This window comes from Cupriavidus sp. SZY C1 (assembly GCF_032190535.1).
Classification (GTDB): domain Bacteria; phylum Pseudomonadota; class Gammaproteobacteria; order Burkholderiales; family Burkholderiaceae; genus Cupriavidus; species Cupriavidus pauculus_C.
Genome location: NZ_JAUANU010000001.1, coordinates 544,316 through 555,846, shown reverse-complemented (window position 1 = coordinate 555,846; position 11,531 = coordinate 544,316). Strand labels below are relative to the sequence as shown.

The 11,531-nt window shown below is 69.5% G+C and carries 7 protein-coding genes; 3 read left to right on the top strand and 4 right to left on the bottom strand.

Annotated features, from left to right (window positions below; all coding sequences use genetic code 11):
• Nucleotides 1-10 precede the first annotated feature (10 nt).
• The 3 genes from QTN24_RS02635 to ppc form a co-directional block, all read right to left on the bottom strand.
• Nucleotides 11-610: a TRAP transporter small permease subunit gene (locus tag QTN24_RS02635; RefSeq protein WP_124683450.1), complete on the bottom strand. Its 600-nt coding sequence runs from the start codon at nt 608-610 to the stop codon at nt 11-13.
• Between the two features lie 286 nt (nt 611-896).
• Entirely contained in the window at nt 897-2,312 is a 1,416-nt protein-coding gene (gene argH, locus QTN24_RS02630; RefSeq protein WP_124683451.1) for an argininosuccinate lyase, read from the bottom strand.
• 136 nt (nt 2,313-2,448) lie between these two features.
• A complete protein-coding gene (gene ppc, locus QTN24_RS02625; protein WP_313835220.1) occupies nt 2,449-5,475 on the bottom strand; it encodes a phosphoenolpyruvate carboxylase in 3,027 nt (1,008 codons plus the stop codon).
• Nucleotides 5,476-5,625: 150 nt separating this feature from the next.
• On the opposite strand from ppc, the gene hemC reads away from it, so the two are divergent.
• Genes hemC through QTN24_RS02610 form a run of 3 tightly spaced genes read left to right on the top strand, consistent with a single transcriptional unit; the run spans nt 5,626 to nt 9,941 of the window.
• Entirely contained in the window at nt 5,626-6,621 is a 996-nt protein-coding gene (gene hemC, locus QTN24_RS02620; RefSeq protein WP_124683453.1) for a hydroxymethylbilane synthase, read from the top strand.
• 10 nt (nt 6,622-6,631) lie between these two features.
• The gene (gene hemDX, locus QTN24_RS02615) at nt 6,632-8,746 is read left to right on the top strand and encodes a fused uroporphyrinogen-III synthase HemD/membrane protein HemX (protein WP_313835219.1); all 2,115 of its coding nucleotides are present in this window, start codon (nt 6,632-6,634) and stop codon (nt 8,744-8,746) included.
• 4 nt (nt 8,747-8,750) lie between these two features.
• Nucleotides 8,751-9,941 carry a heme biosynthesis protein HemY gene (locus tag QTN24_RS02610; protein ID WP_124683455.1) on the top strand — a complete coding sequence of 397 codons (1,191 nt, stop codon included), beginning with the start codon at nt 8,751-8,753 and terminating at the stop codon, nt 9,939-9,941.
• A 26-nt stretch (nt 9,942-9,967) separates the two neighbouring features.
• Here the strand turns inward: QTN24_RS02610 and QTN24_RS02605 are convergent, their stop codons facing one another.
• Complete coding sequence (locus tag QTN24_RS02605) at nt 9,968-11,521, bottom strand: deoxyribodipyrimidine photo-lyase (protein ID WP_313835218.1); 1,554 nt, start codon at nt 11,519-11,521, stop codon at nt 9,968-9,970.
• Nucleotides 11,522-11,531: the final 10 nt, after the last annotated feature.

Sequence of the window (11,531 nt, the reverse complement as noted above, 5' to 3'; positions counted from 1 at the left end):
GGCGCGTCCCTTATTGTTTTGGTGTCGGCGGCAGCGAGTTGGCCTGCGCGATGGCGGCAATCTCCTCGGCCGGGTCGGTGGCGTGCTTGCGGAACGCCGAGAACGGCAGCAGGCCCTTCAGGTAGGCCACGCGCTTGATCAGCTCGGACAGGCCCTGCAGGATGATCAGGAAGAAGCCCGCCACGATCAGGAACTTGGCCGGCCAGCGGATCAGCCCGCCCGCGTTGCCCGACATCTCGTGGCCGGCGTACGACAGCCAGAAGTACGGGATCGACAGCCAGAGGATGATCGAGCAGATCGGCAGCAGGAAGAACAGGATGCCGAAGATGTCGATCCAGACCTGCTTGCGCTCGGACAGGTGGCCGGCCACCACGTCGATGCGCACATGCTCGTCGCGCCGCAGCGTGTACGGCGCCCCCAGCAGGAACACCCCCGCAAAGAGGTACCACTGCAATTCGAGCCAGGCATTGGAGCTGATGCTGAAAGCGTAGCGGATGATGGCGTTCCCGGCGCAGATCAGCACGGCCAGCAGGATCAGCCATTTCGCCCACTGCCCGATGAAATCGTTCACGGCGTCGATAAGCCGCGAGATTTTCATGAGGAAAGACATGTGATCGTCCCAGGTGGAGATACAAAAAGGTGGCGCGTCAGTCTACGGGTTTCGGCGCGGGGCGACGCTAGGGTGAATCCCCAGTGCGTCACTTTTTTGCATCGGCGGGACAGGGCGCGCGTGGCGTGGCGAGCGGCTTTCAGACCGGCGTAAGGTCCGCGTAAGGTAGGCGGGAAACGAGCGGGAAACGAGCGGGACAGCAGCGGGAAAGCAGGGGAAGAGGTGGCGTCAGCCGGGGGGGCGCGGGGCGGCGGATGCGCCGCCCCGGCAGGGTGTGGCGCGGCGGTCAGCCGGCCAGCGTGGCGCGGGCCGCGGCAATGGCGGCGCGCACCTGGTCCGGCGCGGTGCCGCCGATGTGGTTGCGCGCGGCCACCGAGCCTTCCAGCGTCAGCACGGCGTGCACGTCGTCACCGATCAGCGACGCCTTGTCGCCCAGGCCGGACGCCTGGCGCAGTTCGTCGACGGAGAGGTCGGCCAGGTCGCAGCGGCGGTCGTCGCAGGCGCGCACGGCATGGGCCACGGCCTCGTGGGCATCGCGGAACGGCAGGCCGCGCTTGACCAGGTAGTCGGCCAGGTCGGTCGCCGTGGCGTAGCCCTGCAGCGCGGCGGCGCGCATCGCGTCGGGCTTGACGCTGATGCCGGGCACCATGTCGGCAAAGATCCGCAGCGTGTCGACGATCGTGTCCACGGTGTCGAACAGCGGTTCCTTGTCTTCCTGGTTGTCCTTGTTGTACGCCAGCGGCTGGCCCTTCATCAGCACCAGCAGGCCGCTCAGGTGGCCGAACACGCGGCCGGTCTTGCCGCGCGCCAGCTCGGGCACGTCCGGGTTCTTCTTCTGCGGCATGATCGAGCTGCCCGTGCAGAAGCGGTCGGCGATGTCGATGAAGCCGACGCGCGGGCTCATCCAGATCACCAGTTCCTCGGAGAAGCGCGAGACGTGCGTCATCACCAGCGACGCCGCCGCGACGAACTCGATGGCGAAATCACGATCCGACACGGCGTCCAGCGAATTGCGGCACACGCCGTCAAAGCCGAGCTGCTGCGCCACGAACTCGCGGTCGATCGGATAGCTGGTGCCGGCCAGCGCGGCGGCGCCCAGCGGCAGGCGGTTCACGCGGCGGCGGCAGTCGGCCATGCGCTCGGCGTCGCGCGTGAACATTTCGACGTAGGCCAGCAGGTGGTGGCCGAACGTGACCGGCTGGGCCACCTGCAGGTGGGTGAAGCCGGGCAGGATTGTGTCGGCGTTCTTTTCGGCCAGGTCCAGCAGCGCGCCGCGCAGGTCGCCCAGCAGGCCGATGATGTTGTCGATCTCGCTGCGCAGCCACAGGCGGATGTCGGTGGCCACCTGGTCGTTGCGCGACCGGCCCGTGTGCAGCCGCTTGCCGGCGTCGCCGACCAGCGCGGTCAGGCGGGCCTCGATGTTCAGGTGGACGTCCTCCAGGTCGAGCTTCCACTCGAACTGGCCGGCCTCGATCTCGCCCCGGATCTGCGTCATGCCGCGCTCGATCTCGGCGCGGTCGGCCTCGGCGATGATGCCCTGCCTGGCCAGCATGGCCGCGTGGGCCAGCGAGCCCTGGATGTCGAACAGCGCCAGGCGCTTGTCGAAGAAGACCGACGCGGTGTAGCGCTTGACGAGGTCGGACATCGGTTCGGAGAAGCGGGCGGACCAGGCTTCGCCTTTCTTGGCAAGTTGGGAGGTCATGGCAGGGGCAGGGCGGAAAATCGGAAACGGCGATTATATCGCCTGGGAGGGGGACAAACGCTGGCGGCTGGCTCCCCTCTCCCGCTGCGCGGGCGAGAGGAGAAAACCGCCGGCTACGGCACGCATCAGCGACGATTCACCCGCTGTTGCGCAACCCCGCCGCCACGCCGTTGATCGTCAAGTGAATCCCGCGTCGCACGCGGACGTCGTCGGCGTCCTTGCCGGCGCGGTAGCGCTTGAGCAGTTCCACCTGCAGGTGGTTCAGCGGGTCCAGGTAGGCAAAGCGGTTCTTGATCGACCGCGCCAGCAGCGGGTTCTCGGCCAGGCGCTCGGTGCGGCCCGTGATCAGGCTCAGCATGTCGCAGGTCAGGTGCCATTCGGCGCTGATGCGCGAGAACACGGTCTTGCGCAGCGCGGCGTCGTCGCACAGCGCCGCGTAGCGCGACGCCACGGCCAGGTCGGTCTTGGCCAGCACCATGTCCATGTTCGACATCAGCGTGCGGAAGAACGGCCACGTCTTGACCATGCGCTTCAACGTGGCCACGCATGCCTTGCGCGATTTCTCGTCCGGCGCCTCGTCCAGCAGCGCCTTGACCGCGCTGCCGAAGCCGTACCAGCCCGGCAGCAGCAGCCGGCACTGGCCCCACGAGAAGCCCCACGGAATGGCGCGCAGGTCCTCGATCTTGCGGTGCTTCTTGTCCATCAGCTTGCGCGAGGCCGGGCGCGAGCCCAGGTTCAGGTCGGCAATCTCGGTGATCGGCGTGGTGGCGAAGAAGTAGTCCTTGAAGCCGGGCGTCTCGTAGACCAGGTGGCGGTAGGCGCGGAAGGCCCGATCCGACAACTGCTGCATGATGCCCTCGAACGTGGCCAGCCCGGCCGGCGCGTTCTGCGTGGGCAGCAGCGACGCCTCCAGCGTGGCCGCGATCACCGTTTCCAGGTTGCGCCGGCCGATTTCCGCATTGGCGAACTTGCTATTGATGATCTCGCCCTGCTCGGTCAGCCGGATCTGACCGTTCACGGTGCCCGGCGGCTGCGACAGGATGGCCTCGTAGGTCGGGCCGCCGCCGCGCCCCACGGTGCCGCCGCGGCCGTGGAACAGCCGCAGCTTCACGCGGCGCGCCTCGAACAGCTTTACCAGCGCCAGTTCGGCCTTGTACAGCTCCCAGTTCGACGTCAGGAAGCCGCCGTCCTTGTTCGAGTCCGAGTAGCCGAGCATCACTTCCTGCTCCACGCCATGGTGGCGGATCACCGCGTCGAAGCCGGGCAGGTCCAGCAGCGATTCCATGATGCCGGCCGCGTTGCGCAGATCCTCGATCGTTTCGAACAGCGGGATGACCATCAGCTCCATGCGGGCCGGATCGGTCTTGCTGCCCAGCGTGCCGCGCAGCAGCCCGGTTTCCTTCTGCAGCAGCATCACTTCCACGAGGTCGGACAGCGTCTCGGTATGCGAAATGATGTAGTTGCGCGCCACGCGGTTGCCGTAGCGGGCGCGCAGGTCGCGCGCCATGGCGAAGATGGCCAGTTCCTTGCGCGTCTGCTCGGAATAATCGTGCCACGGTAGCATCAGCAGGCGCGGCTGGCGCAGTTCGGCCAGCAGCAGTTCCAGCTTGCGGGCCTCGGGCAGCGCCGCGTAGTCGGGCGCGATGCCGGCCGCCTTGAACAGTTCGGCGATGACGGCCTCGTGCACGTCCGACACCTGGCGCATGTCCACCGACGCCAGGTGGAAGCCGAAGATCGCAATCGCGCGCACCAGCGCGTCGATCCGGCCCCGGGCCAGCGCCTCGCCGTGATGCTGGCGCAGCGAATCGAGCACGATGCGGATGTCGGCCGCGAACGCCTCGGCGTTGTCGTACGGCGCCACGTCGGCCACCGGATGGCGCGGGGCCACGTGGCCGGTCAGGCGCTCGGTGGTGGCGGCCAGCCGCGCATAGATGCCGATCAGCGCGCGGCGGTACGGCTCGTCGGCGCGATGGTCGGAGTGGTCCGGCGAGGCATCGGCCAGCGCCAGCAGCTCGGCGCTGGCGTCGACCATCAGCGACGACAGCGGCAGTTCCGCCCCCAGCGCGTGCACTTCGTCCAGATACCACTGCATGATCAGCGACGACTGCTGCTGGGCCGCGTGCTGGAGCGTCTCGGCCGTCACATTCGGATTGCCGTCGCGGTCGCCGCCGATCCAGGACCCCATCTGCAGGAACGGCGCCAGCGGCTCGGGCACGGCGCCGGCCTTGCTGCGGCGCGGGAACACCTGGGCCAGGTCTTCCTCCAGGTCGGCCATCAGCCGGGGAATGCCCTGCAGGAACGTGGTGCGGTAGTAGGACAGCGCGTTCTCGATCTCGTCGACCACCATCAGGCGCGTGTTGCGCAGCATGCGGGTCTGCCAGAGCGTGGTCACGCGGGCGCGCAGCTGCGCGGTGTTGTGGTCGCGCTCGCGGGCCGTCATCGGCAGGTCGCGCTCGGCCAGCAGGCGGGCAATCTCGCGCTCGGCGTCCAGGATCGACTTGCGCTGCACCTCGGTGGGGTGCGCGGTCAGCACCGGCATGATCAGCGCGTCGTTGAGGAAGTCCCGCACCTGCTTGCCGGTCACGCCGGCCGCGTCGATGGCTTCCAGCGCGCGGGCCAGGCTGCCCGGCTGCGGCGGCGATCCGGCCAGCGCGTGCACGCGGCGGCGCCGGTTGTGGTGCTGGTCCTCGGCGATGTTGGCCAGGTGCGAGAAGTAGCTGAACGCCCGCACCACGGAATTGGTCTGGTCGCGCGACAGCCGCTTGAGCAGGCGGTCCAGCTCGGCGCCCGCGGCGCGGTCGTTCTCGCGGCGGAAGCGCACGGCCGTCTGGCGGATGGTTTCCACGAGGTCGAACGCGGCATCGCCTTCCTGCTCGCGCACGCAGTCGCCCAGCAGGCGGCCCAGAAAGCGGATGTCCTCGCGCAGCGGCACGTCCTTGTCGGCGGTGCGGCGGGCCGGGGCGACGGTGTTGCCTTCGGCGGTCACCACGGACAGCGTGGGCTTGGCGCGCGGGGCGGCGTTGCGGGACGGGGCTTTGCGGGGGGTGGCGTCCGGGGCGGCGCCCGGCGCGTCATGCTGGCCCGAGGCGGGCGATGCGGGCGAGGTGGGCTTGCGGCTGGTGGAACGGGTACGGCCGGTGGGGCGCGCAGCAGGCTGCGTCATTCACTATCTCCTCTTCTCGGTACGTCTTATATATGTATCGAACCCCGGACAGGTGCCCCGGGCCAACCGGCATCAACAACCGTCCGGAAAGTCACTTTCGGGCCGGCCATTGTGGCGGTTTTGCGAGGGGGTGCGTGCTAACATGCGCGCATGCAAGCACCCGCCCACCCGTCGTCTTCGTCCGCTGCTACGTCACGCAGCCTGCCACAAAAGCTCGTCATCGCGTCGCGCGAAAGCCGGCTGGCGATGTGGCAGGCCGAACATGTCCGTGCTGCGTTGCAACAATACTATCCCCAGTGCGATGTGTCCATTCTCGGCATGACGACAAGGGGTGATCAGATTCTCGACAGGACCCTGTCCAAGGTAGGCGGCAAGGGGCTGTTCGTGAAGGAGCTGGAAGTGGCCATGGCGGAAGGGCGCGCGGACCTGGCCGTCCATTCGCTCAAGGACGTGCCGATGGAGCTGCCCGAGGGCTTTGCGCTGACCGCCGTCATGGAGCGCGAGGACCCGCGCGATGCGCTGGTGTCCGCCCAGTTTGCCTCGCTCGACGAGATGCCGCCGGGCACCGTGGTCGGCACGTCGAGCCTGCGCCGCGAGGCCGCCCTGCGCAGCCGTTATCCGCATCTGGTCATCAAGCCGCTGCGCGGCAACCTGGACACCCGGCTGGGCAAGCTGGACCGTGGTGAATACGGCGCGATCATCCTGGCCGCGGCCGGCCTGAAGCGGCTGGGGCTGGGCGAACGCATCCGCGCGCTGATCGAGCCCGAAAGCTCGCTGCCGGCCGCCGGACAGGGTGCGCTGGGCATCGAGATCCGCGCCGACCGGCCCGAGGTGGCCCAGTGGCTGGCGCCGCTCAACGATGTGCCGACGCTGCTGGCCGTCTCGGCCGAGCGCGCCGTGTCGCGCCGGCTGGGCGGGTCCTGCCAGGTGCCGCTGGCCGCGCATGCGCGCTGGCACGGCACGACACTGCAACTGGATGCATTCGTCGCGCTGCCCGACGGCAGCCGCAACGTGCGGGCCCACGCCACCGCGCCGGTGGATTCGGTCCAGGCCGCCGAACAGCTCGGCGCCGCCGTGGCCGGCGACCTGCTGGGGCAGGGTGCCGACGCGGTACTGGCCGCCCTGTCGACCGCCGGACCCGCCTGAGGATCGCCCGATGCCCCGCCCGACCGTCGTAGTCACGCGACCTGCCGGGCAGTCCCGGCAACTGACCGAGGCCCTGCACAACGCGGGCCTCGACGTGCTTGGTTTTCCGCTGCTGGCCATCGGCCCGGCCGCCGACGACGCGCCGCTGCGCGCGGCGCTGGCCCGGCTCGATACCTATGCCCTGGTCGTCTTTGTCAGCCCCAACGCGGTGTCGTTCGCGCTCGATGCGCTGGCCCAGGTCCAGAACACGGCCGGCGCCGCCCAGTGGCCCGCCGGCGTGCCGGTGGCCGTGGTCGGGCCGTCGAGCGTGGCGGCGCTGGCCGAGCGCGGCATCGCGCCGCCCACCCATCGCGTGATCGCCCCGGCCGGCGCGCAGGACGGCACCGACGCGGCCCCCGATACCCCGCGTTTCGACTCCGAGGCGCTCTGGTCCCAGCTCGACACCGCGCCCGGCGCGTTTTCCGGCCGGCAGGTGCTGATCATCCGCGGCAACGGCGGGCGCGACTGGCTGGGTGACCGGCTGCGCGAGGCGGGCGCCACGGTCGAGGCCGTGGAAGCCTACAGCCGGACGCTGCCCGAGCCCACCACGATGCAATGGCAGGCCGTGCGCGACAGCCTGCGGCCCGGCGCGCCGCCGTATGCGTGGTTGCTGACCAGTTCCGAAGCGGTACGCAACCTCGACGCGCTGGCGCGGCTGCACCTGTCGCCGCAGGAACACGAGCGTCTGAAGCAGATGCAGTGCATTGCGCCGCATGCGAGAATTGCCGCGCAGGCCCAGGCGCTGGGCTTCGCGCACGTGCTGCCCGCCGCGCCCGGCGATGCCGGCCTGCTGGCCACGTGCACGCAGTGGGGCAACGCACATGCGGGCCCGGCGGCGCCTGTGGCGATGGCCGATCCGGTGCCGGTGCCCGTGCCGCAGCCCGAACCGGCCGCCGCGCCGGCATCCGCCCCAACCGATACAGAACCAACAGGGTCCCCCGGACCCACGACAACGAAGGTCGAACGCGTGACGCCAGACACCACGTCCCCCTCGTCGAGCCATGCCGCGCCGTCCGGTGCCGCCGGCGCTACCCACACGTCCCACGCGGCTGGACCGGCCGCCCGCCGCAACATGGCGGCCTGGTGGGTCATCGCCGCCGTGTTGCTGCTGGCCATTGCCGGCGGCTTCTTCTGGCTGCAGATGCGCGTGGAGCACCTGACCGAAGAGCTGGCGCGCCGCCAGCAGAGCAACGACGCGCTGGTGCAGGAAACGCGCGTGCTGTCCAGGAACGCGCAGGACATCGTCAAGGAACTGCAGGCCAAGGTTGGCGCGCTGGACGGCCAGGTGGTGGAAGCCCGCGACAAGCAGGCGGCGCTGGAACAGGTCTACCAGGACCTGATGCGCAACCGCGACGACTGGGAAATCGCCGAGATCCAGCAGTTGCTGACCAATGCCGGCCAGCAGCTCCAGCTGACCGGCAACGTCCAGGTGGCGCTGGCCGCGCTGCAGAGCGCCGACGCCCGGCTGGCGCGCGCGGACAAGCCGCAGTACAACCAATTGCGCCGCGCGCTGGCCCGCGACATCGCGCGCATGAAGGCCGTGCCCGACACGGACCTGACCGGCGCCGCGATCAAGCTCGACGAATCGATCAACCAGATCGACGCGCTGCCGCTGCTGTCCGGCGAGCGCATGCTGGACCGCGTGCCGGGCGAGACCGACCGCGCGGTGGGCCCCGGCGCCAAGGGGGCCTCGGCGCCGGCCGCGGCCGGATCGGCCAGCGGCGGCAACGTGCTGACCCGCACCTGGGACTACGTGCTGGCGGAGCTGGGCCAGGTGATCCGCGTGCGCAAGGTGGAAGACGCCAACGCACTGCTGCTGTCGGGCGACCAGGGCTGGTTCCTGCGCGAGAACGTCAAGCTGCGGCTGCTGAACGCCCGGCTGGCGCTGCTGTCGCGCAACGAGCCGGTCTTCCGCAACGACCTGGCCGCCGCCCAGGCGATGATCGGCCGCTATTTCGACACCCGCTCGCGCCGCGTGCAGGGCGTGCTGACGCTGCTGAAGCAGGCGCAGGCCAGCGCCGTGAGCGTGTCGCTGCCGACCATGGCCGAGAGCCTGGGTGCGCTGCGCGCGCTGAAGAAGGAGTAGCCGCATGCGACTGCTTTTCTGGGTAGCCGTACTGTTTGGCGGCGCGGTCGGGCTGGCGCTGTTCACGCAGTTCAATCACAGCAACGTGGTGCTGTTCTATCCGCCGTACCGGGTGGAGATGTCGCTGAACCTGGCGCTGGCGCTGCTGCTGCTGATGTTCTTCGTTGTCTGGACCGTGATGTCCACGGTGCGCCACCTGTCGGAAATGCCGCGCCGGGCCGCCGCGTACCGCGAACGCAGCCGCATGAGCAAGGCGCAGGCCGCGCTGCGCGAGTCGATCGAGAACCTGTTTGCCGGGCGCTTTGCGCGCGCCGAGCGGGCCGCCAAAGAGGCCCAGTCGTGGCCCGAGCAGGCGCAGACGGCGGCGCTGGTGGGCGCGCGGGCCGCGCATCGGATGCAGGAATCGGAACGGCGCGACGCCTGGATGTCGCAGGTCACCGATCCCGAGCGCGAGCAGGCCCGCCTGGTGTCGATGGCCGAACTGCTGGTCGACGCGCGGGACCCCGAGGGGGCGCTGGAGACCATCGCCCAGTTGCAGGAAAAGGGCGGGCGCCAGATTCACGTGCAGCGGATCGCGCTGCGCGCGCACCAGCACCTGAAGAACTGGAGCGAGGTGCTGCGGCTGGCGCGCACGCTGGAAAAGCGCAACGCGCTGCATCCGGTGCTGGCGCTGCGGCTCAAGCAGATGGCGGTGGAGGCGATGCTGGAAGAGCGCCGCCACGACGCGGAATCGCTGTACCACTTCTGGCGGTCGCTGTCGGCCGACGAGCGGCACGCGGTGCGCATCGCCGAACAGGCCGCGCGCTATTTCTCGGCGCTGAACCGGCAGAACGAAGCGCGCCGGATCGTCGAGGAAGCCCTGAAGGTGAACTGGGACAGCCGGCTGGTGCAACGCTACGCCGACTGCGCGGAACCGGGCAAGGCGCTGCCGCAGATCCAGCAGGCCGAGAAATGGCTGGTCGAACATCCGAACGATGCCGACCTGTACTACACGCTGGGCGTGCTGTGCCTGGGCGAGCAGCTCTGGGGCAAGGCCCAGTCGAACTTTGAACGGGCGCTGCGCTACGCCAACCGCGAAAGCCAGCGGCCGATCTGCGTGCGCAGCCACCTGGCGCTGGCGCGGATGTTCGAGGAAACCGACCGCCCCGAGGATGCGCAGAAGCACTATCGGGAAAGTGCGATGCTGGCGGCTTGAAGCAAACCCGGGCCGTGCCTGGCGTCTTAGTCCTCCACCGCCTTCGCCTTCGCGCCTTTCACCGCGCCGTAGCGCTCCAGCGCTTCCATGCGCGCCACCTTGTGCTGCACGATCGGGTGCGGATAGTTCTCGCCCAGCTTCACGCCGGCTGCGGCCAGCACGTCGGCCGGCGCGGTCCATGGGGCGTGGAGGTAGCGGTCCGGCAGCCGTTCCAGCACGGGCAGGTACTTGCGGATGAAGCGGCCCTGCGGGTCGAACTTTTCGGACTGGGTGACCGGATTGAAGATGCGGAAGTAGGGCTGCGCGTCGCAACCGGTGGACGCCGCCCACTGCCAGCCGCCATTGTTGGCCGAGAAATCGAAATCGTTGAGCTGGTCGGCGAAGTACTGCTCGCCGCGCCGCCAGTCCACGCCCAGGTCCTTGATCAGGAAGCTGGCCGTGACCATGCGCAGCCGGTTGTGCATGTAGCCGCTCTGGTTGATCTGCAGCATCGCGGCATCGACCAGCGGGTAGCCGGTCTGGCCCCGGCACCAGGCGTCGAAGTAGCCGTCGCCGGTGTGGTCGTCGACCCAGCGCAGCCCGTCGTATTCCGGGTGGTACGACTTGCCGTCCGCCAGGTGCGGATGGTGGTGCAGGATCATGAAGTAGAAATCACGCCAGATCAGCTCGGACAGCCAGACGGCTGCGCCAGTGGCGCCTGCGCCGCCGGTCTCCATGGCCTGGTGGGCGGTGCGGGCGAGCGTGCGGATCGAGATGGTGCCGAAGCGCAGGTGGACCGACAGGTAGCTCGGGCCGCGCAGCGCGGGGTAGTCGCGGCGGCGGTCGTATTCGCCGATGCGGGTCAGGAAGTCGTCGAACAGGGCCTGCGCGCCGTCGGTGCCGGTGGGCAGCGCAAGGTCGGGCAGGTTGCTCGGCGCGAAGCCCAGCGACGCGAGCGTCGGCAGCGGCTTGTCGAGCCGCGACGGCACGGGCGCCAGCGCCTTCCGGTACGCGGTGACCGGGTAGGCGCGCAGGTCGAACGGCGTCACCTCGCGCAGCCAGGCGTTCTTGTACGGCGTGAAGACGCTGAACGGCCGGCCCTGGCCGGTCAGGATCTCGTCGCCCTCGAAGATGACCTGGTCCTTGAACGTCAGCAGCGTGCGCGATTCGGCTTCCAGCGCCTGGCGCACGGCCGCGTCGCGGTCGTTGGCGGCCGGTTCGTAGTCGTGGTTGGCAAAGACGGCCTCGGCGTCAAGGGCTGCCGCAAGTCGGGGGATGGCGTCGCGTGCCCGGTCGTCGAGCACGATCAGGCCGCCGCCGGCCGCGGCTAGCGCCTGCCGCAGCGGCGCCAGCGATGCGAGGATGAACTCGACGCGCCGGTCGGCCTTCAGGCCCCGTTCCAGCAGCGGATCGAGAATTTCGCGGTCGAACACGAATACGCACCACACCTGCTCGCAGTGCTTGAGGGCATAATGCAGCGCCGCGTGGTCGTCGGCGCGCAGGTCGCGCCGAAACCAGACCAGGCCGCGCGCGTACCGACGGTCGATCCGGTAGGGCAGGCGCGCGCCCGCGGGGGCGACGGGAGAAGGTGATCTTGGCATCGCCATAACC

Bases quoted from the DNA above. Each gene is read 5' to 3' on its own strand.
- QTN24_RS02635 (WP_124683450.1), bottom strand. From the start codon at position 610: ATGTCTTTCCTCATGAAAATCTCGCGGCTTATCGACGCCGTGAACGAT.
- QTN24_RS02605 (WP_313835218.1), bottom strand. From the start codon at position 11,521: ATGCCAAGATCACCTTCTCCCGTCGCCCCCGCGGGCGCGCGCCTGCCC.
- argH (WP_124683451.1), bottom strand. From the start codon at position 2,312: ATGACCTCCCAACTTGCCAAGAAAGGCGAAGCCTGGTCCGCCCGCTTC.
- hemDX (WP_313835219.1), top strand. From the start codon at position 6,632: ATGCCCCGCCCGACCGTCGTAGTCACGCGACCTGCCGGGCAGTCCCGG.
- ppc (WP_313835220.1), bottom strand. From the start codon at position 5,475: ATGACGCAGCCTGCTGCGCGCCCCACCGGCCGTACCCGTTCCACCAGC.
- hemC (WP_124683453.1), top strand. From the start codon at position 5,626: ATGCAAGCACCCGCCCACCCGTCGTCTTCGTCCGCTGCTACGTCACGC.
- QTN24_RS02610 (WP_124683455.1), top strand. From the start codon at position 8,751: ATGCGACTGCTTTTCTGGGTAGCCGTACTGTTTGGCGGCGCGGTCGGG.